At 34.8% G+C, this 19,975-nt stretch carries 19 protein-coding genes; 12 read left to right on the top strand and 7 right to left on the bottom strand.

The window, feature by feature from the left end; translation table 11 throughout:
- Positions 1-39 precede the first annotated feature (39 nt).
- The 4 genes from ACFX5D_RS03385 to ACFX5D_RS03370 form a co-directional block, all read right to left on the bottom strand.
- Entirely contained in the window at positions 40-621 is a 582-nt protein-coding gene (locus tag ACFX5D_RS03385; RefSeq protein ID WP_379856850.1) for an LOG family protein, read from the bottom strand.
- A 29-nt stretch (positions 622-650) separates the two neighbouring features.
- Positions 651-1,922: a serine--tRNA ligase gene (serS, locus tag ACFX5D_RS03380; RefSeq protein WP_379856849.1), complete on the bottom strand. Its 1,272-nt coding sequence runs from the start codon at positions 1,920-1,922 to the stop codon at positions 651-653.
- 233 nt (positions 1,923-2,155) lie between these two features.
- Entirely contained in the window at positions 2,156-2,695 is a 540-nt protein-coding gene (locus ACFX5D_RS03375; protein ID WP_379856848.1) for a DMP19 family protein, read from the bottom strand.
- A gap of 114 nt (positions 2,696-2,809) precedes the next feature.
- A complete protein-coding gene (locus ACFX5D_RS03370) occupies positions 2,810-2,980 on the bottom strand; it encodes a hypothetical protein (RefSeq protein WP_379856847.1) in 171 nt (56 codons plus the stop codon).
- A 120-nt stretch (positions 2,981-3,100) separates the two neighbouring features.
- Between ACFX5D_RS03370 and ACFX5D_RS03365 the strand changes: the two genes are divergently transcribed.
- Together ACFX5D_RS03365 and ACFX5D_RS03360 are read left to right on the top strand one after the other, a co-directional pair.
- Positions 3,101-3,430 (top strand): nucleotidyltransferase family protein, encoded by a 330-nt coding sequence (locus ACFX5D_RS03365; protein WP_379856846.1) that lies wholly within the window; start codon positions 3,101-3,103, stop codon positions 3,428-3,430.
- Positions 3,399-3,731 carry a HepT-like ribonuclease domain-containing protein gene (locus ACFX5D_RS03360; protein WP_379856845.1) on the top strand — a complete coding sequence of 111 codons (333 nt, stop codon included), beginning with the start codon at positions 3,399-3,401 and terminating at the stop codon, positions 3,729-3,731. The genes ACFX5D_RS03365 and ACFX5D_RS03360 overlap by 32 nt, the downstream gene beginning before the upstream one ends.
- A 46-nt stretch (positions 3,732-3,777) precedes the next feature.
- Here ACFX5D_RS03360 and ACFX5D_RS03355 read toward each other — a convergent pair whose 3' ends face one another.
- Positions 3,778-4,305 carry a hypothetical protein gene (locus tag ACFX5D_RS03355; RefSeq protein WP_379856844.1) on the bottom strand — a complete coding sequence of 176 codons (528 nt, stop codon included), beginning with the start codon at positions 4,303-4,305 and terminating at the stop codon, positions 3,778-3,780.
- A gap of 620 nt (positions 4,306-4,925) precedes the next feature.
- On the opposite strand from ACFX5D_RS03355, the gene metG reads away from it, so the two are divergent.
- The 5 genes from metG to ACFX5D_RS03330 all read left to right on the top strand — a co-directional run bounded on the left by metG (position 4,926) and on the right by ACFX5D_RS03330 (position 10,707).
- Positions 4,926-6,986 carry a methionine--tRNA ligase gene (gene metG, locus ACFX5D_RS03350; RefSeq protein ID WP_379856843.1) on the top strand — a complete coding sequence of 687 codons (2,061 nt, stop codon included), beginning with the start codon at positions 4,926-4,928 and terminating at the stop codon, positions 6,984-6,986.
- A gap of 57 nt (positions 6,987-7,043) precedes the next feature.
- Entirely contained in the window at positions 7,044-7,730 is a 687-nt protein-coding gene (locus ACFX5D_RS03345) for an HAD family hydrolase (protein ID WP_379857213.1), read from the top strand.
- 333 nt (positions 7,731-8,063) lie between these two features.
- The gene (locus ACFX5D_RS03340; RefSeq protein ID WP_379856842.1) at positions 8,064-9,335 is read left to right on the top strand and encodes an OmpA family protein; all 1,272 of its coding nucleotides are present in this window, start codon (positions 8,064-8,066) and stop codon (positions 9,333-9,335) included.
- Positions 9,336-9,519: 184 nt separating this feature from the next.
- On the top strand, positions 9,520-10,149 hold the full coding sequence (locus ACFX5D_RS03335) for a CatA-like O-acetyltransferase (protein ID WP_379856841.1): 630 nt from the start codon (positions 9,520-9,522) through the stop codon (positions 10,147-10,149).
- A 39-nt stretch (positions 10,150-10,188) separates the two neighbouring features.
- Positions 10,189-10,707 (top strand): ferritin, encoded by a 519-nt coding sequence (locus ACFX5D_RS03330; RefSeq protein WP_379856840.1) that lies wholly within the window; start codon positions 10,189-10,191, stop codon positions 10,705-10,707.
- A gap of 396 nt (positions 10,708-11,103) precedes the next feature.
- Here the strand turns inward: ACFX5D_RS03330 and ACFX5D_RS03325 are convergent, their stop codons facing one another.
- Positions 11,104-11,436: a single-stranded DNA-binding protein gene (locus ACFX5D_RS03325; protein WP_379856839.1), complete on the bottom strand. Its 333-nt coding sequence runs from the start codon at positions 11,434-11,436 to the stop codon at positions 11,104-11,106.
- A 186-nt stretch (positions 11,437-11,622) separates the two neighbouring features.
- Here ACFX5D_RS03325 and ACFX5D_RS03320 point away from each other — a divergent pair, with 186 nt between their 5' ends.
- The 5 genes from ACFX5D_RS03320 (at position 11,623) to ACFX5D_RS03300 (ending at position 17,769) form a co-directional block, all read left to right on the top strand.
- On the top strand, positions 11,623-13,152 hold the full coding sequence (locus ACFX5D_RS03320) for a carbon-nitrogen hydrolase family protein (RefSeq protein WP_379856838.1): 1,530 nt from the start codon (positions 11,623-11,625) through the stop codon (positions 13,150-13,152).
- On the top strand, positions 13,149-13,499 hold the full coding sequence (locus tag ACFX5D_RS03315; RefSeq protein WP_379856837.1) for a hypothetical protein: 351 nt from the start codon (positions 13,149-13,151) through the stop codon (positions 13,497-13,499). Before ACFX5D_RS03320 ends, ACFX5D_RS03315 begins: the two co-directional genes overlap by 4 nt.
- Positions 13,500-13,516: 17 nt before the next feature.
- Complete coding sequence (locus ACFX5D_RS03310) at positions 13,517-15,919, top strand: M20/M25/M40 family metallo-hydrolase (RefSeq protein ID WP_379856836.1); 2,403 nt, start codon at positions 13,517-13,519, stop codon at positions 15,917-15,919.
- Between the two features lie 76 nt (positions 15,920-15,995).
- On the top strand, positions 15,996-16,826 hold the full coding sequence (locus ACFX5D_RS03305) for an SDR family oxidoreductase (RefSeq protein WP_379856835.1): 831 nt from the start codon (positions 15,996-15,998) through the stop codon (positions 16,824-16,826).
- A gap of 1 nt (position 16,827) precedes the next feature.
- Positions 16,828-17,769, top strand: a complete 942-nt coding sequence (locus ACFX5D_RS03300) for a DMT family transporter (protein WP_379851746.1) — start codon at positions 16,828-16,830, stop codon at positions 17,767-17,769.
- Between the two features lie 54 nt (positions 17,770-17,823).
- Here the strand turns inward: ACFX5D_RS03300 and ACFX5D_RS03295 are convergent, their stop codons facing one another.
- Positions 17,824-19,887, bottom strand: a complete 2,064-nt coding sequence (locus ACFX5D_RS03295; RefSeq protein ID WP_379856834.1) for a M13 family metallopeptidase — start codon at positions 19,885-19,887, stop codon at positions 17,824-17,826.
- Between the last annotated feature and the right edge of the window lie 88 nt (positions 19,888-19,975).

The raw sequence follows: 19,975 nt of genomic DNA, 5'->3' as shown, positions 1-19,975 counted from the left end.
CTAATTCAGATTTAGGTTTTGGAATAAACATTGGTGTCTTTATTCATTTCCCTTTTTAATCCATTTTCCAACTTCCGGCGCCGTGTAATTTTCCATTTTGTTCAGCAATTCCTCCGCAGTACCACTAACCAAAATCATTTTTTGATTGATTTCTTTTAGAAAACCGCTATCGACCATTTTTTGGATGAATTGCAATAATAAATCATAAAATCCATCAACGTTTAAAATTCCAATGGGTTTCTTATGAAGTCCCAGTTGCCCCCAGGTGAGCATTTCGAAAAACTCCTCTAAAGTTCCAAATCCACCAGGCAATGCAATTACGCCATCGCTTAATTCATTCATTCTGGTTTTTCTTTCGTGCATGCTTTCTACAATGATTAATTCGGTCAAATTATCGTGAGCCACCTCTTTAGACATCAAAAAACGAGGTAAAACACCAAATACGTTGCCGTTTTCACTCAAAACACCATTTGCAACCGCACCCATTAAACCAACTTTTGCGCCACCGTAAACCAAATCAATATTCTTCTTAGCCATTACACTTCCCAGTAAGAAAGCTTGAAGCTCATAATTTTTTTCATTCCCAAAACTGGAACCACAGAACACCGTAATTCTTTTCATCAACAAAATATTTTTCAGTAGTGTTTTAACTAATTGATACTATCAAATCCACAATATGGACGCAAAACCTCCGGTATTACGATTCCTTCCGGAGTTTGGTAATTTTCTAAAATTCCAGCCAAAACTCGTGGCAAAGCCAATGAACTTCCGTTTAAGGTGTGTGCTAATTGATTTTTTCCGTCTTTATCTTTAAAACGTAATTTTAAACGATTCGCTTGAAAAGTTTCAAAATTTGAAACCGAACTGATTTCTAACCAACGGTCTTGCGCGGTAGAAAACACTTCGAAATCATAGGTCAAAGCTGCTGTGAAACCCATATCACCGCCACAAAGACGCAATATTCTATATGGTAATTTCAATTCACGAAGAATATTTTTAACGTGTTCCACCATTCCATCCAAAGCTTCGTATGATCTATCCGGATGTTCTACACGAACAATTTCCACCTTATCAAATTGATGCAAACGATTCAACCCACGCACGTGCGCGCCATAAGAACCTGCTTCTCTACGGAAACATGGCGTGTACGCCGTAGTTAGAACCGGCAATTCATTTTCGTTAAGGATTACATCACGGAATAAATTCGTCACCGGAACTTCAGCGGTTGGAATCAGATATAAATCATCGGTTTTATCATGGTACATTTGCCCTTCTTTGTCTGGTAATTGTCCCGTTCCGTAAGCCGATGCTTCATTTACCATGTGCGGAACCTGAACTTCGTTGTACCCTGCAGCGGTATTTTTATCCAAGAAATAATTGATTAAGGCGCGTTGTAACTTGGCTCCTTTTCCTTTATACACCGGAAATCCTGCGCCAGCGATTTTTACTCCCAATTCAAAATCAATGATATCGTATTTTTTTACCAATTCCCAATGCGGTTGTGCGCCTTCGTGTAAAACTGGAATCTCCCCTTCTTCAAAAACGTTTAGATTTTCCTCTGGTGTTTTCCCATTAGGGACTATATCGGCAGGAAGATTGGGTAACGTATATAATTTCTCTAAAAGTGCTGCAGCAAGTACATCAGCAGTTTCGGCTAATTTCCTACTTTTCTCTTTATTTAAAACTGTTTTTTCTTTTAAAATTGCGGCTTTAGCTTTCTCTCCAGCTTTCATCAATTCGCCAATATCTTTAGATAATTTATTAGATTCGGATAAAATTCCGTCTAACTCTACTTGCGTAGCCCGACGTCTCTCATCCAGTTGTACCACTTCTTCAACAACACTTGTAGCATCGATGTTTCTCTTTGCCAAAGCGGTGATTACTTTTTCTTGATTCTCTCTAATAAATGCGATTTGTAACATAGTTGATTTTTTTAACGCTAACTTTTATAATAATGAAAGCAAATTTAGGGAAATGTTTGGTAGAAATGAGGGAAAGTTTGTCCAAAAGTCGCAAGTCTTAATGCCTTAAAGTCAAATGTAGCGATTATTACCCGATTAGTATTGCATGTGATTTACAATCAATCGAATAAAATCAGCAACCAACTAAACGCAATAAGAATGAGACCTTAAGACTTGCGACTTTTGACTTTAGATTAGTCTCTTTTAATCTCATGCCCTACAAATTCTTCTAAAGTGGCAAACATGTCGTCAACAGAAAGGACTTCGAAATCTGGGTGGGTTTTAAGAAAATCAGCATTCAGCGTATTTAGGTTTTCTTCTATTTCGAAAAAAGCGTCGTTGTTGAGTAAATCTCGAATAGGATTTACTCCTTCCAATTTTCCTTTCAGGAATTTATTCAGCTTAACACTGCTCATTAATTTTACTTTTTTGGAGTGCTGTTGAAACAATTCCAAATGTTTTTCGGCGCCAATCAATGCCAAACCTTCTTCAATCAATTCGTTCAGTTCTTTATCCCAACCCGAATTGTGTACAAATTGAGCAAAATTTCCTTCGGTATATTGCGACGTATAATAATCTAAATAATAACTCATCAAAGCATCTTCGTGAATCAAATCATCATTTATACCTTCCTCTCGCATTAAGTTGATTACCGAAATATTAGAGTGAATAACATCTTTGAGATTTTCACTGTTCATTGCTGTTTCTGAAATAATTATTCTACCGAATTCCATAGGTTTTGTGTTTGAATATTTGCTGCAAATTTCAGGTAAAATAGTGAAGAATCGAAAAGTTTTTTTTTAGCAACAGATTGCACAGATTAACGCAGATTGGATTTGCGTTACCATTTAACTGACATCAGATTCATTACTAATCTTTTTCTGATTCATTTTTGTAACCAACGCTTTTAAACGCAACGCTTTTTCTTTTTTTTCTTCTTGAAGTTTAGCCTTTTTACGATTGAGCAATTTGGTATGTAAAGCCTTATTTTTGGTATTTTTTTCAGGTCCTTTTGCCATGATATATACTCTTCATTGATTACGGTTACAAATATATAAAAGACAGCTCTCTTTCTGGATGTGTTATCTGTAAAACAGAAAACATCTTTTAAAAAAATAAACTATCTTAGCAATATGAAAATGAAAGAGTCTATACAAATGAAATTAGCGGAATTTTTAGCATTATGCAAAAGACATAATGTTAAAAATATTTATGCTTTTGGTTCTGCTGTGACAGAAAATTTCAATGATGAATCCAGCGATATTGATTTACTAATCGAAATTGATACTGAAGACCCAATCGAGCGTGGGGAAAATTTGATGAATATTTGGGACAAACTCGAAGAATTTTTTCAAAGAAAAGTTGATTTATTGACTCATTCATCCATTAAAAACCCAATTCTTAGAAAAAATATAGACTCTACAAAAATTTTACTTTATGACGGAAAAGAGCAAAAAGTATCTTTCTGACGTCTTAATGGCAATAACCTTAATTCGCGAATTTACTATTGACATTACTGATTTCAATACGTATGATAAAGACAGAAAAACTCAAAGTGCAGTCGAAAGACAATTGGTAATTATTGGAGAAGCTCTGAACAAATTAAAACTGATTGAAAATGAATTTGTAATTGAAAATGGCAAACAAATTATTGGCTTTCGCAATCGTTTGGTTCACGCTTATGATAGCATTGATAATTCAATAGTTTGGGCAATAATCAATCGTCATTTAGAAAATTTGAAAACCGAAATCGAAAATTTAGAAAACTAAAGTTGTAATAGCACACAACGAAAAAATAGCTGTTGTGCGATGCTTATTAAAATGGTTTACATTGTTCAATTAATAGTTTTTCAAAATCAAAATTAGTTACACCAAATTCTATTAATTTTTCACAAAAATCTTCAACGCAAAAAACAGTATCATTCTTTGTTTTAAACTCTCTTAATGTAGTATTATGAATCGTTTCGATATTATTTTGAATAAAGTCATTAACATCCGTTTTTAATAAAATTTTATGTCCATAAAAATCCCTTTCAAATTCTTGTTGCTTTGATAAATTAATTTGTTTTATAATTGGAATACATTCTATTATGACAATATCATTCAACTCGTAATTTCCGCTTATATTTTTTTTAAATCCACACCCTTCGATCATTTTATCATTAATATATGGAGTTTTAGTTGGATGTCCTATTTGACTAACTTTGTAAATCTTATATTCAGTGTTTTCAATTAAGTCTTTTATTTTTATATCAAATTCGTTAATCTTTAAAATTTTGACTGGAATATTTTTACCTAAATCGGTATTACGTATTTCTTTGTATTCGTTTTCTTTTATAATCATTTTGATTGCTTTTTAAGGTTATTCTACAAATTTACACGACGAAAAATGATTTAACAAATTGCTTATTTTTGAATTGTTATCCCACAGCAATCGTATGTAATTATTTTATGCTTTTGTTTGTTTTCGATTTTTATTATTTCCTGAAATAGAAAATCTCGATCTTCCTGATTGACTGTACAGTGCTTATACCCTACAATATCCATTTTCGACATATCAAGAACGGATTTTAATCCGTTTAAAATAAAACAAAAGGAATAAAGTGCTATTGGCCGAGCCTACGGCTTTTATAGGTGCGTAAAAGTTCCGTAGGAACGATTCATATTGTAGCAACGGATTTTAATCCGTTGGCAGTTGGCAGGTATCAATAATAAGGAATAAAGTTCCGTATGAACGACACCTATTAAATTATTGGTAAAAATGCATCGAAAACCCAAATGCCCTAGCCCCGATAGCAGTGAAAATCCTTTCTATTATTTCTTTAAAAATAGAAAGATTGTAATGGATAGCGGGAAATAGCTCCAAAAAACACGGACAATTTCTCCTAAGTACAGACAAGTCGCGACTTGTCCCTTCGTCCTTATCATAAAAAATCTTATTTTTGCACTCAATAAAATTGAATCATGATACAGAATCCAAAAAGATATACCATTACAGCGGCATTGCCTTACACGAACGGACCGATTCACATTGGCCATTTGGCGGGTGTTTACGTGCCTTCGGACATTTATTCCAGATATTTAAGATTGCAAGGAAGAGACGTTTTGTTTGTTTGCGGAAGCGACGAGCACGGCGTGGCGATTTCGATGAAAGCCAAAAAAGAAGGCATTACGCCACAGGAAGTAATCGATAAATACGATGGAATTATCCGTAAATCATTCTCTGATTTTGGAATTTCCTTTGATAATTATTCTAGAACTTCGGCTAAAATCCATCATGATACCGCTTCTGAATTTTTTAAAAAGCTGTATGATAAAGGTGATTTTATCGAAGAAGTAACCGAGCAATTGTATGATGCAAAAGCGGATCAATTTTTGGCCGACCGTTTTGTGGTGGGAACTTGCCCAAAATGTGGCAACGAAGAAGCCTACGGCGATCAATGCGAAAAATGTGGCTCTACATTAAACGCAACGGATTTGATTAATCCAAAATCGACCATTACAGGAGAAACTCCGATTATGAAAGCAACGAAACACTGGTTTTTGCCATTGGACCGTTATGAGGATTTCTTGAAAGAATGGATTCTCGTTGGACATAAAAACGACTGGAAACCGAATGTTTACGGGCAAGTAAAATCATGGATTGACGGCGGATTGGAACCTCGCGCGGTAACTCGTGACTTGGACTGGGGAATTGACGTACCGGTTGAAGGTGCTGAAGGAAAAAAATTATATGTGTGGTTTGATGCGCCGATTGGCTACATTTCTTCTACGAAAGAATGGGCTTTGCGCGAAGGAAAAGATTGGGAACCGTACTGGAAAGATCAGGATACAAAACTGGTTCACTTTATTGGGAAAGACAATATTGTTTTCCATTGCATCATTTTCCCGGCGATGTTGAAAGCCGAAGGAAGTTATATTTTGCCGGACAATGTACCTGCGAATGAGTTCTTGAATTTAGAAGGAAATAAATTGTCGACTTCTAAAAACTGGGCGGTTTGGCTGCACGAATATTTGGAAGAATTCCCAAATCAACAAGATGTTTTGCGATATGCGTTGACCTCAAATGCACCGGAAACAAAGGATAATGATTTTACCTGGAAAGATTTTCAGGCGAGAAATAATAATGAATTGGTAGCGATTTACGGGAATTTCATTAATCGTGTAGTGGTTTTAACCAATAAATATTACAACGGTCTTGTTCCGCAACCGTATGAATTTTCGGAAGTGGATGAAGCTACTTTGACGGAATTGAAAGCGTATCCGGCTGTGATTTCAAGTTCTTTGGAGCGTTATAGATTTCGTGAAGCGTTGAGCGAATTGATGAATGTGGCTCGTTTAGGAAATAAATATTTGGCCGACGAAGAGCCTTGGAAAGTCATCAAAGACAATCCGGAGCGCGTGCAAACACAAATGTATGTGGCGTTGCAAATTGCAGCTGCGTTGAGTTCACTTTGCGAACCGTTCTTGCCATTTACAGCTAAAAAATTGTCAAGAATTCTAAAAATAGAACATCCGTTGAACTGGAATTCTGTTGCTCAAAATTCTGATTTGATTCCAGCTGGTCACCAAATTGGAGAAGCCGAATTATTGTTTGCCAAAATTGAAGATGAAGAAATCCAGAAACAAATAGACAAATTGGAAGCCACTAAAACCGCCAACAAAGCAGAAAATAAAATAGCCGAACCACAGAAAGAAGCAATTCAATTTGAGGATTTTGCCAAAATGGATATCCGTACAGGAACGATTCTGGAAGCCGAAAAAATGCCAAAAGCCAACAAGCTTTTGATTTTGAAAATAGATACCGGAATTGATGTACGTACGATTGTTTCAGGAATTGCGGAGAGTTTCAAGCCAGAAGATATAATAGGAAAAAAAGTCACTGTTTTAGTGAATTTGGTACCAAGAAACCTTCGTGGTGTGGAAAGTCAAGGAATGATTTTAATGACAACAAATGCCGAAGGAAAACTGGTTTTTGTAAATCCGGACACGGATGGTGTAGCTAATGGAGAAACTATAAATTAAAGAAATTCAGAACCCTTTTAGGGTTTAAAACCTTAAAAGGGTTATTATATGTATACTATGAGCCTAAAAGTAATTGCGTTCGATGCCGATGATACCTTATGGATCAACGAGACCTATTTTGACGAAACCGAGAAGAAATTCTGTGGTTTGATGGAAGATTATTTATCACATCAGGGAATTTCTAAAGAATTATTCAAAGTAGAAATCGATAATTTAAGATTGTACGGTTATGGAATCAAGGGTTATATTCTTTCGATGATTGAAGCGGCGATGACTATTTCAAACCACACACTTCCTATAGAAATCATTGAAAAAATCATTCAATACGGAAAAGAATTGCTGGAAAAGCCGATTGTTTTACTGGATGGAGTGGAAGAAACTTTAGAAACTTTACACGGTAAGTACAAATTGGTTGTTGCTACTAAAGGTGATTTATTAGACCAACGCCGAAAATTGCATAATTCCGGTTTAGGCCATTATTTTCATCATATCGAAGTAATGTCAGACAAGCAGGAAATTGATTATTCTGATTTGATAAAACGATTAGAAATAAAACCAGAGGAGTTTTTCATGATTGGAAATTCCTTAAAATCGGATATTCTACCAGTTTTAGCCATTGGCGGACATGCCGTTCATATTCCTTTTCACACGACCTGGGCACACGAAAAAATCGACCACAAAGTAGAACATGAAAATTTTAGTACTTTCGAAAAATTAACTGATGTTTTAAACCAATTAAAGTAATCCTAACCTATTGGCCACAAATAGTTAAATCATTTGAAAAGCAAGCGATAATATAATTTATTATAAAAAAAAAATTAATCCTTTACTTCGATGAACTCCTAAAATAAGCAGTATCTCACGTATGAAATCTATTTTTTTATTGCTTCTATAATTTTAAAAAAAATAAATATTTTCTTGTTTTAATGCTCAAAATATTGATTATCAGATTGTTATTATACATAAATCTTTTTTATCGTTACAGAATAATTATTAATCCTTGTATAATTAACAGTTTGGGTTTTTTAATTAAATATTGTGATGTATTTTTGCATAAATTAAAAATTGAAAACAATTATGAAAAAAATCATACTTTCGTTAGTATTTGCTTCTGTTATGACCACTATGAGTGCTCAAACAGAAACTGTAAAAAGCACAGAAGCATCAGTTGAAACTCCTTTTAACAAATGGTCTGTAGAATTAGCTGGTGGTTTTAACAAATACCAAAGACCAGCAACAGCAGGTTATTCAACTTCATTAATAAGTCCATACGTTGTAGACTTAGGAGTTCGTTACATGCTTAACAACAAATTCGGTTTTAAAGCTGATTTTGGTTACAACAGCTTCACAAATAAAGCGGAGTCAAAAAGTTTTGATACTAAGTACTATAGAGTAGACTTACAAGGTGTTGCTAACTTAGGAAGAATCATGAGTTTTGAAACTTGGACTAAATCTATTGGTTTATTAGGTCATGCTGGTGTAGGTTTATCATTCTTAGAAAGAAAAGATCCTTCTTACTTAAAAGACAGAATGGGTAATTTCATGGCAGGTTTAACTGGTCAAATCAAATTATCAGATAGAATTGCATTAACTGGAGATTTTACGACTATCATTAACGCAAAACAAAATCTTGCTTTTGACGCAGCTAGTTCATCTAACACTAGAGGTTTTGGTGGAATTCTTTTTAACGGTACTGCAGGCATTACAGTTTACTTAGGTAAAAACGTAAAACATGCGGATTGGGTTATCGATAATGAAGGTAAATTTGATGCAATTGATGCAAGATTTACAGCTATCGAAAACAAAATGTTAGATTCTGACAATGATGGTGTAGCTAATTATTTAGATCAAGAACAAAATACTCCAGCTGGAGCAATGGTAGATACTAAAGGTAAAGCAATCGACAAAAACAACAATAACGTTCCTGATGCAACAGAAGATTACATCATGAAAAATTACGCTAGTAAATCTGGTGACACAACTGTTGTATACGATAACGAATTGATCAAAAGCTTAATTAATGGTGGTTATGTAGCTGTTTATTTTGATTTTAATAAATCAAAACCAACTAACGTTTCTACAGAAGGTACTGATTTTATCTTAACTTACTTAAGAAACAATCCTACTGCATCAGTTGACATTATTGGTCACGCTGACGAATTAGGAAGATCTGCATATAATGATAAATTATCTAATGCAAGAGCTGTTAATGTAAAAAACACTTTAGTTAAAGCTAAAGTTGATGCATCAAGATTGAATGTAATCGCTGCTGGTGAAGATACTTCAGTTGATAAAGATTCAGACAGCGCAAGAAAATTAGTTAGAAGAGTTACTTTCAAAGTAAAATAAGCTACTTTCTTAATATTATTAAGCCCTAAAGGAAATTCCTTTAGGGTTTTTTTATATCCTAAAACTTCCTTCTAAAGGATATTAACTTCTCCTTTTGAGTGACAATTTACAATTAACCTGAAAAATCAATTTATGGATTAAAAGTATTGCTGTACTTTTGGTTTATAAATAAAATTAAAACATCTTGAAAACACTTTTAGATATCGATAGTTGGAATAGAAAAGAACACTTTCTGTTTTTCAAACAAATGGAAGAACCTTTTTTTGGCGCCACTGTCCAAATTGATTGCACAAAAGCCTTTCAAACTGCAAAAGAGCTAAATAGTTCCTTTTTCATCTATTACTTACACAAAACATTAATTGCTATCAATACGATCGAATATTTTAGATATAGAATCAATGCGGATACAATCTTTATTCATGACTTTATAAATGCCTCGGCAACAATTGGTCGAGAGGACGGAACTTTTGGATTTTCTCTAATAGAATATAATTCTGATTTTACTGTTTTTCAAAAAACTGCCTTGACAGAAATTGAACGTATTCAAAGTACTACTGGTCTTTTCACCAGAAATTTCGAGGAGGACAATGTAATTCATTTTTCAGCAATTCCTTGGTTGAACTTCACCTCGCTTTCACATGCCAGAAGCTATAGTTTTCTTGATAGTAGCCCTAAAATATCTTTTGGCAAAATGATGGTTGCAGAAAATGGGAAAAGAACCATTCCTATGTCGGTTCATGTTCATCACGGATTAATGGACGGATTACATTTAGGTCAATTTGTAGATTATTTTCAAGAGATTATGAATCAGTAAATTAAGTTTTTTTTGTAACTTTACTTAAAACATACTAGCATGTTATCAAAAAATATAGAACAAGCATTGAATATTCAAGTTCGTATCGAGGCTGAATCATCCCAAACCTATCTTTCTATGGCTTCTTGGTCAGAAACACATGGTTTAGAAGGAATTTCAAAATTTATGTATGCCCAATCTGATGAGGAGCGTACACACATGCTTAAGTTGGTGAAATACATCAACGAACGCGGAGGTCATGCTAAAGTATCTGAATTAAAAGCACCAAAAACCAGCTACGAAACGTTCAAGAAAATGTTTGAAGAACTTTACAAACATGAAATTTTCGTTTCTGATTCAATTAATGAATTAGTTCATCTTTCGTTTTCCGAAAAGGATTACGCAACACACAACTTTTTGCAATGGTACGTAGCCGAACAAATAGAAGAAGAGGCTCAGGCTAAACTTATTTTAGATAAAATAAACCTAATTGGAGATGATAAAGGTGGTTTGTATTTATTTGACCGAGATATTCAGCAGATGGCTTCAAACAGTTCTGCATTCAAAGAGTCTAAATAGTCAAACACACTTTAGAATCCATAAATAATTCCACTTGATTTTAACTTCATAGAAATTGAGTAAGAAAAAGAAAAATAAAGACAAGAAAAAGGATAAAAAAGAGCATTCTGAAAAGAACGCCACTAAGGGCAAACTCAAATCAAAATGTTGCGAAAGCTATAAAAAAGGGGAAGACAAGCGATGCAAACGGTGCCCTGGATTTGATTTACGGAAGAAAAATAGTGATCCTTACAAGTAAATTCTTCAACAGGTCGTGGGAAAAATGAATTACCAGAAAAAGAACAGCCACGTCTCGAAGTAGGAGAATGCAGCTGTTTTTCATAAGGTTATCCTATTTTTTTTAAAAATTTTATTTCCTAGCAAATCACTGCTGTGAATGATTGCTGAATCTTAATATTATTTCCCTAAAAGAAGCACGTCATTAACCACAACTTCTGTGAAATAGCGTTTTTCTCCGTTTTTATCCTCGTAACTTCTATGAGCTAATTTACCTTCGATAGCTATTTCTTTTCCTTTAGTCACATATTTTTCTATAATTTCGGCCGTTTTTCCCCAAGCCACTAATTTGTGCCATTGGGTTTCTTCTATCTTTTCTCCCTTGTCGTTTTTATAGCTTTCGTTTGTTGCTATTGTAAAATTGGCAAGTTTTTTTGCTCCGTCAAAATTTTTAATTTCCGGATCATTTCCTACGTGTCCAATTAACTGTACTTTGTTTCTTAATGCATTCATGGCGTGTAAAATTTAAATGTTAGTGTATATCTTTTATTTGTTGAATCGCTATTTGATTTCAACAGGGCAAAGATGCGATGGGTTCCGAAATTTATTCGGTAGATAACTACTTACTTTCGGTTGTAACTGTTTGTAACCGTTTGTAAATGGAATATTTTGATTATATTTGATGAGAATCAACTTCTTATGCAAGCAAAAATAAAAAAAGTAGAATTACGTAACTTACAGATTGAAGACTATAAGGAGTTAAAAAAATCAATGATAAAATCTTATCCAGAGCTAGAAAACTCCTACTGGAAAGAAGAAGATATTGACAAAATACTTTTCATGTTTCCCGACGGACAACTGGTAATTTTAGCAGACAAAAAAGTGGTAGGTGCTGCATTTTCAATAATTGTAGATAAAATTTTAGTTGATAAAAATCCTGATTACGCAAAAATAACAGGGAATTTTACTTTTGCGACACATAATCCAAAAGGGGAAATCTTGTACGGAATTGATGTATTTATTCATCCAGATTATAGAGGTTTGCGACTTGGCAGAAGATTATACGATGCCAGAAAAGAACTGTGTGAAAAATTGAACCTAAAAGCTATCGTTTTTGCAGGACGGATTCCAAATTATAACAAACACGCTGAAGAACTGACTCCGAAAAAGTATATCGAAAAAGTAAAACGGAAAGAACTACATGACCCGGTACTCTCGTTTCAATTAAGTAATGATTTTCACGTGATGAGAATTATGAAAAATTATCTACCAGGAGACATCGATTCAAAAGAATTTGCCGTTCTATTAGAATGGAACAATATTTATTATGATGAAAGCCCCCAGTTAATAAACACCCAGAAAAGCATCATCAGAATTGGATTAATCCAGTGGCAAATGAGATCCTTAATAAACTTGGACGCTTTATTTGAACAAGCAGAATTTTTCATTGATGCCATTTCAGGCTACAAAAGTGATTTCGCCCTTTTTCCTGAGTTATTTATTGCTCCTCTTATGGCAGATTACAATCATTTATCAGAACCTGATGCTATTAGAGAACTTGCCAAATATGCAGATCCCATTCGCAAAAAATTTCAGGAACTTGCCATCTCTTATAATATTAATATCATTTCGGGAAGCATGCCTTATTTAGAAAATGGCACTTTGTATAACGTTGGATTTCTTTGTAAAAGAGATGGAACCTCTGAAATGTATTATAAGATTCACATTACTCCAAATGAAGTTTTACATTGGGGAATGAAAGGCGGTTCCCAAATTAAAACTTTTGATACCGATTGTGGAAAAATAGGAATTATGATTTGCTATGATGTCGAATTCCCGGAACAATCAAGACTAATGGCCGATGAAGGAATGAATATTTTATTTGTACCCTTTTTAACAGATAACCAAAGTGGTTACATAAGAGTCAAACATTGCGCGCAGGCCAGAGCCATAGAAAACGAATGTTATGTCGCCATTGCCGGATGCGTTGGAAATCTTCCAAAAGTGAACAATATGGATATTCAATATGCGCAATCAGCCGTCTTTACACCTTCGGATTTTGCATTTCCAAGCACCGGAATAAAAGCGGAAACCACTCCTAATACTGAAATGACTTTGATTGTAGACGTGGATTTAAATTTACTTAAAGAGCTGCACGAGCATGGAAGTGCCCGAATCCTAAAAGACCGTCGCACTGATTTGTATGAAATTAGAAAAATCAATCCATGAATAAAACCTGCCTTGAATGTGGAGAAAAGATTGTAGGTCGCGAAGACAAAAAGTTTTGCAGCGACGGTTGTCGCAATGCCTACAATAATAAGATAAATAAAGACAGTACGAACTTTATGCGTAACATCAACAATAAGTTGCGCAAGAATTACCGAATTCTATCCGAACTCAATATTGAAGGAAAATCAAAAACGACTCGGGCCAAACTCTTAAGCAAGGGTTTTGATTTCGAGTTTTTTACTAATATTTTGCATACCAAAACAGGAAATACCTACTATTTCCTATATGACCAAGGCTACATGGTTTTGGACAATGATTTTTACATACTAGTTAAAAAAGACATTTAGAACCCAATTCTATTTAAATGAAAAAAGATTATTCCTCAATTTTTGCCAGTTTATTTATCCTAATGATTCTGGGATTCATATACTTTACAATGATGCCACACTGGATTTCTAACGAAAACGAATCGCTTTCCGAATTTTCGACCAAAAGAGCTCTGATACACGTGGAAGTCTTATCAAAACAACCTCATTATGTAGGAACCCCGAATCATCAAGTAGTGGCTGATTATCTTATAAAAGAGCTCCGTCATTTAGGCCTACAAACGTCAATTCAGGAAGGATTTACCCTTAGTGACTGGGGGAATTTGGTGAAATCAAAAAACATATTGGCTCGTATAAAAGGCAACTACAGTTCTAAAGCCTTGCTTTTACTTTCGCATTACGACAGCGCACCCCACTCCTTCTCACATGGCGCAAGTGATGATGCATCAGGCGTGGCAACAATTCTGGAAAGTGTCCGCGCATTTTTGCACACTAACAAAAGACATAAAAATGATATTATAATTCTATTTTCGGATGCAGAGGAATTAGGTTTAAATGGCGCCGCACTTTTTGTAACTCAGCATCCATGGGCAAAAAATGTAGGTTTGGTTTTAAATTTTGAAGCACGTGGTTCTTCCGGGCCTAGCTATATGTTGATGGAAACTAACAAAGGAAATCAAGGACTGGTAAAAGAATTCGCTTCCGCAAAAGCGACATTTCCTGTTTCGAACTCTTTAATGTACAGCATTTATAAAATGTTGCCAAATGACACCGATTTGACTGTTTTTAGAGAACAAGGAAATATTCAGGGTTATAACTTTGCCTTTATAGATGATCACTTTAACTATCACACTGCTCAAGATGACATTAAACACCTGAATAAAAATACATTGGCTCACCAGGGAACTTATTTGATGCCTTTTCTTAATTATTTTTCGAATGCTGATTTGAACACCACACTAGCTGCTGCTGATGATGTTTACTTTACGATTCCCTACACTTTCATATTTTATCCTTTCAGTTGGGTTTTGCTGATGGTGGTAATCGCTTTGACACTATTTATTTTCCTCTTGTTTTTAGGACGAGCCAAACACATTTTGTCATTCCGAGAAATTGCTCGCGGATTTATTCCATTTTTGGGCTCCATAATTATTACCGGATTAATCACATTTTTTGGATGGAAAGCATTGTTGAAAGTCTATCCGCAATACAATGATTTACTCAACGGATTTACCTACAATGGTCATGCCTACATTGTCGCTTTTGTCCTTTTGGCTGTCGCAATTTGTTTCACATTTTATCAGCATTTTTCAGCCAAGAAAGTAACAATGAATCATTATGTGGCTCCATTACTCATTTGGATTATCATTAATGGATTTATTGCTTTTAGTTTACAAGGAGCAGGATTTTTGATTATTCCCGTTTACTTTGCACTAATTTCTTTTGGAATTTTTATTGTGACTCAAAAGTCAAATAAAATACTAAATCTTATCTGCGGCATTCCAGCCTTATTAATAATAGCACCATTTATCCAGATGTTCCCTGTCGGTTTGGGATTAAAAGTATTGTTTGGAAGTGCGCTACTTACCGTTTTAACTTTTGCATTATTGCTCCCTGTTTTTGGGGCTTTCGCCAAAAAAGGAAGGTGGTCCTCCGTATTTTTCATACTCGCAATTGCCTTTTTTGTAAAAGCACATTACAGCTCCGGATATGAATTTGGAAAAGCAAAATCTAACAGCTTGTTGTATGTATATAATAAGGATACCAACAAAGCCAGTTGGATGACCTACGATACCAATCTTGATTCCTGGACCAAAAATTATCTAGGCGAGAAGCCGAAACAAGCAACCGCAATGGAAGATACGCCATTGTTTAGTAAATACAATTCCAAGTTTACGTATCAAGCTGATGCTCCCATAAAAGTTCTCGAAAAACCAACTATTGAATTTCTTGAAGATAGAATTATTGGAAATCAAAGGTATTTGAAAATGAGGATTTCACCCAACCGAAAAGTAAACCGTTATGACATTTTTGCCAATGAAAAGATGACTCTCCACAATTTTAAAGCAAATGGCGCAAGCACTTTAGGCCAAAAAGGTTCTAAATACAAACGAAACGGGAAGAAGATTTTGAGTTACTACGTGATAGATAATTTACCATTGGAAATGCAGTTCAGCATGGATGCCACAACCAATTTAGACATGGCCTTAATGGAAAGCTCCTTTGACTTAATGACAAATCCATTGTTTTCGATGAAAAAAAGAGAAAATTGGATGATGCCAACCCCATTTATTTTGAATGATGCGGTTGTAATTAATGAAAAAATAAAATCCAGTCCAGTAGTTGTGGTTGTAAAACCTGTCGTTACCCCAACTAAAAATTATATTAAAAAAGAACCTCTAATAATACTAACGGATAGCCTTAAAGTTCCAAAAATTTAATGAAATTTGCAACAATAAAAGAAGTCAGCATATTATGACGGCACAGAAGTAAACAAAATTGGTTACAATAAATAAAATGGCAAAAATTAGTATCCTAGGTTGCGGTTGGTTGGGTTTGCCTTTGGCGAAAGCCTTGCTAAAAAAAGGATTTTCAGTCAATGGATCGACGACGAGTTCTGAAAAAATTTCAGTATTAGAAAATGCGGGACTCCATCCTTTTTTAATAAATGTCATCCTGAGCCCAGTCGAAGGGTCGCTTGGCAACAAAAGTGTTTCGGGTATTATTGAAACTTTTTTGCAGGAAAGCAATACTTTAATCATTGACATTCCGCCAAAACTGAGAGGACCCAATAAAGAAAATTTTGTCGGAAAAATAGAATCATTGATTCCATTTATAGAAAAATCCTCTGTTGAAAATATTATTTTCGTTAGTTCTACATCTGTTTATGGAGAACAAAATGAAATTGTGACGGAAGAATCTCCATTGAATCCAGATACGGAAAGTGGCAAACAACTAGTTGCGGCAGAACAGCTTTTGCAAAGTAACGATAATTTCAAAACTACTGTACTCCGTTTTGGGGGATTAATTGGCGACGACCGACATCCCGTAAAATTTCTTGCTGGTCGTGAGAATATTGATAATCCGGATGCACCGATAAATTTGATTCATCAGGAAGATTGTATTGGCATCATTCTAAAAATTATTCAAAACGATTCTTGGAACGAAACCTTCAATGCAGTAACGCCTTTTCATCCTTCCCGCTCCACTTATTACGCTCAAAAAGCTGCTGATTTGAATTTGGTTTCACCAAAATTTAATCATAAAAATACTTCTGTTGGAAAAACCATTTCGACTAACAAGATCGAGACTATTTTAAATTACACTTTTACCAAACCAAATTTATAACGTGAGAACTAAAATTAAAAATGCGGTTTCGTCTAAAGTGAACTCGATTGGATTACCAATATTAGCTTTATGCTGGGTCAGTCTTTTTTGGGGCACCACTTGGATTGCTTCGAAAGAAGGAGTAAAACACATGCCTGCTTTACAACTCGCCGCTATCAGACAATTTATTGGCGGTTTTCTCTATATTTCCTTTTTCTTGTTCAAGAAGACTCCTTGGCCGAAAGGAAAACAATGGAAAACAATTATAATCCTGAGTATCCTAAATTTTGTTTTAAGCAACGGACTTAGCACTTGGGGAGTAAAGTATATCAGTAGTGGTTTAGGAGCTATCATTGGCGCTATTGTACCGTTATGGATTGTTATAATAAGCTTTTTTAGAGGAGAAAGACTGGCAAGATTAGCTGTAATTGGTTTAATAGTGAGTTTTGGTGGTATTTGTCTAATTTTTTACGATCATCTGAGCGATTTTATAAAACCCGACTTTAGATTTGGTATTTTTATTTCACTTATTTCAACCTTAACATGGGCTTTTGGAACTTTGTACACTAAGAAAAAAGCGGCAAGTTTTAATCCTTATTTTAGTTTAGGATTACAGATGTTTCTCTCCAGTATTTTGCTTTTTGCTTATACTGGAGCCACTGGCACATCAGTAGCCTTAAGTTCTATCCCTGCCATTTCCTGGTGGTCAATTGCTTATTTAGTTGTTTTTGGCTCTGTTCTTACTTTCATTGCTTTTATTTATGCGCTGCAACATTTACCAGCACAAATAAGTAGTATTTATGCATATATAAATCCAATTATTGCTGTTATTTTAGGCGCTGTTATTTTTGGAGAAACGCTCAATGCTTCCATTGCGATAGGTGGTGGTGTAACCTTATTTGGATTATATATGGTGAATTATTCGTTGAGAAAAGGACGGAATCAAAAAGTAGCTAACAAATAAAAAAGGTCCCATCTGCATACACAAATGGGACCTTTTGTTATTATAAAATAATTATTACCAGATTCGTACTCGTTTTTCCGGTGCAATATACATTCCGTCATTGGCTTGAATATTGAAAGCCTGATAGAACGTATCTACATTTTGCAAAGGAACATAAGCACGATACATTCCTGGTGAATGTGGGTCTGTTTTGACTTGGTTTTTCAATGCTTCATCACGTGTTTTTGAACGCCAAATTGTAGACCAAGAAATGAAGAAACGTTGTTCTGGTGTGTATCCGTCAATTAATCCCGGATTTCCATTTTCTTTCAGATACAATTGCAAACCATCATAAGCTGCATTCACTCCACCTAAATCTCCAATATTTTCTCCAAGCGTAAATTTACCATCCACAAATGTTCCCGGTATTGGCTGCAAGGCACTATATTGTGCGGCAAGCGCTCCTGTTAAAGCGGAAAATTGTTTCAAGTCTTCTGCTGTCCACCAGTCTACTAGATTTCCGTCAGCATTGTATCTCGCTCCTGAATCATCGAAACCATGTGAAATTTCATGACCTATAACGCCTCCAATTCCACCATAATTTACCGCTTCATCGGCTTGATAGTTGTAGAAAGGCGGCTGTAAAATAGCGGCTGGAAATACAATTTCATTATTAGATGCATTGTAATATGCATTTACAGTTTGTGGTGACATCCCCCATTTTTCTTTATCAACTGGCTTGTTCAATTCGGCTATGTTTTCATCAAAACGCCATTTTGCCATGTTTTTTGCATTGTCAAAATACGTTCCGCCTTCTTGTGGACTTTTAACTGTCAAGGCCGAATAATCTTTCCATTTATCAGGATAACCAATTTTTATTCTTGATTTGTGCAATTTAGCAAGCGCACTAATCTTTGTTTCCGCTGACATCCATGACAAATTATTGATACGGTTCTCGAAAGCTAAAAATATGTTTTTAATCATTTTTTCTGCTTTGACTTTGGCTTCAGCTGGAAATTTTTTCTCTACATATAATTTTCCTAAAGCTTCTCCTACTGCTACATTGATCGTTTGAAGCGCTCTTTCGTCACGTGGTCGTTGACTTATTGCACCTGTTAAAGTTCTTCCGTAAAACTCCCAATTGGCATTTTCTATATTTGTTGATAATTGGCTAGAAGCCCTATTCAATAAACTCCAACGCATGTATGCTTTCCAATCTTCTACTTTATTTTCTTTAAAAATAGTTTCTAAAGCAGCCATGTATTTAGGTTGAGATACGATTACTGTATCTGCTTTTGCCAAACCAATTTTTGTAAAATAAGTATTCCAGTCGATAGATGGAGTTAATTTCTGAAGATCCTTAATGCTCATTGGATTATAGGACTTACGACGGTCCCGTCTTTCTACTCTGTCCATCCTTGGTTTAGACATTGCAATTTCAAGCGCTAGAATTTTTTCCGCATTCGTTTTTGCAACGGCTGGTTTATCGCCAAGATATCGCAACATTTTAGCAACGTGTAATACATATTTTGCACGCTTCTCCTTTGAATCGGCATCATCAGAAACATAATAATCTCTGTCTGGTAAGCCTACGCCTCCAGGGCCTAAATTAATTACGTTTCTATTACTGTTCTTTGCGTCCGTTCCAACACTGGCACCCATAAATCCAATACCACCGATAGGTTCCATTTCGATTAATAATGCTTCTAAGTCTTTAGTGTTTTTTACTGCATTTATCTTTTTTAAATAGGGTTTTAACGGATTTATACCTAATTTATTTCTTCCAACAGTATCTAATATCGATTTGTATAGATTGATCGCTTTTCCTTGATCCGTATTGGATTTATACGCAGGATTTGTTGTGGCCTCTTTTAAAATTGCCAAAGCATCATTATCAGTCTTTTGACGTAATTCATCAAAACTTCCCCATCTTGTTCGGTCACTTGGAATCTCCGTATTGTTCAACCAAGTTCCATTCACATACCGAAAGAAATCATTGTTTGGTTTTACACTTTTATCCATGTAATTAACGTTAATTCCTGGCTCTTTAGTTATCGGAGTGTTTTGTGCCTGACTAATTGTAAAACCTAAAATTGCGGGAATTACAAAAAGGAAATGCTTATTCGTGTGTTTTTTCATTTTTAATAGTTAATTAATTATTAGGGTAATCTCCCAATACAATTTTTAATTTATAATAGGAGATAAATCGATTTTATGCCGTGTTGTG

Origin of the sequence: Flavobacterium fructosi (genome assembly GCF_042787335.1) — a bacterium.
GTDB lineage: Bacteria > Bacteroidota > Bacteroidia > Flavobacteriales > Flavobacteriaceae > Flavobacterium > Flavobacterium fructosi.
The sequence above is the reverse complement of the archived record's forward strand: the minus strand, read 5'-3'. Positions and strand labels throughout refer to the sequence as shown.

What these genes read in the sequence shown, in the direction of transcription:
- ACFX5D_RS03385 (WP_379856850.1), bottom strand. Translation starts at nt 621, where the DNA reads ATGAAAAGAATTACGGTGTTCTGTGGTTCCAGTTTTGGGAATGAAAAA.
- ACFX5D_RS03320 (WP_379856838.1), top strand. Translation starts at nt 11,623, where the DNA reads ATGCAAGCAAAAATAAAAAAAGTAGAATTACGTAACTTACAGATTGAA.
- metG (WP_379856843.1), top strand. Translation starts at nt 4,926, where the DNA reads ATGATACAGAATCCAAAAAGATATACCATTACAGCGGCATTGCCTTAC.
- ACFX5D_RS03295 (WP_379856834.1), bottom strand. Translation starts at nt 19,887, where the DNA reads ATGAAAAAACACACGAATAAGCATTTCCTTTTTGTAATTCCCGCAATT.
- ACFX5D_RS03345 (WP_379857213.1), top strand. Translation starts at nt 7,044, where the DNA reads ATGAGCCTAAAAGTAATTGCGTTCGATGCCGATGATACCTTATGGATC.
- ACFX5D_RS03330 (WP_379856840.1), top strand. Translation starts at nt 10,189, where the DNA reads ATGTTATCAAAAAATATAGAACAAGCATTGAATATTCAAGTTCGTATC.
- ACFX5D_RS03310 (WP_379856836.1), top strand. Translation starts at nt 13,517, where the DNA reads ATGAAAAAAGATTATTCCTCAATTTTTGCCAGTTTATTTATCCTAATG.
- ACFX5D_RS03375 (WP_379856848.1), bottom strand. Translation starts at nt 2,695, where the DNA reads ATGGAATTCGGTAGAATAATTATTTCAGAAACAGCAATGAACAGTGAA.
- ACFX5D_RS03365 (WP_379856846.1), top strand. Translation starts at nt 3,101, where the DNA reads ATGAAAGAGTCTATACAAATGAAATTAGCGGAATTTTTAGCATTATGC.
- ACFX5D_RS03315 (WP_379856837.1), top strand. Translation starts at nt 13,149, where the DNA reads ATGAATAAAACCTGCCTTGAATGTGGAGAAAAGATTGTAGGTCGCGAA.
- ACFX5D_RS03355 (WP_379856844.1), bottom strand. Translation starts at nt 4,305, where the DNA reads ATGATTATAAAAGAAAACGAATACAAAGAAATACGTAATACCGATTTA.
- ACFX5D_RS03370 (WP_379856847.1), bottom strand. Translation starts at nt 2,980, where the DNA reads ATGGCAAAAGGACCTGAAAAAAATACCAAAAATAAGGCTTTACATACC.
- ACFX5D_RS03340 (WP_379856842.1), top strand. Translation starts at nt 8,064, where the DNA reads ATGAAAAAAATCATACTTTCGTTAGTATTTGCTTCTGTTATGACCACT.
- serS (WP_379856849.1), bottom strand. Translation starts at nt 1,922, where the DNA reads ATGTTACAAATCGCATTTATTAGAGAGAATCAAGAAAAAGTAATCACC.
- ACFX5D_RS03305 (WP_379856835.1), top strand. Translation starts at nt 15,996, where the DNA reads ATGGCAAAAATTAGTATCCTAGGTTGCGGTTGGTTGGGTTTGCCTTTG.
- ACFX5D_RS03360 (WP_379856845.1), top strand. Translation starts at nt 3,399, where the DNA reads ATGACGGAAAAGAGCAAAAAGTATCTTTCTGACGTCTTAATGGCAATA.
- ACFX5D_RS03325 (WP_379856839.1), bottom strand. Translation starts at nt 11,436, where the DNA reads ATGAATGCATTAAGAAACAAAGTACAGTTAATTGGACACGTAGGAAAT.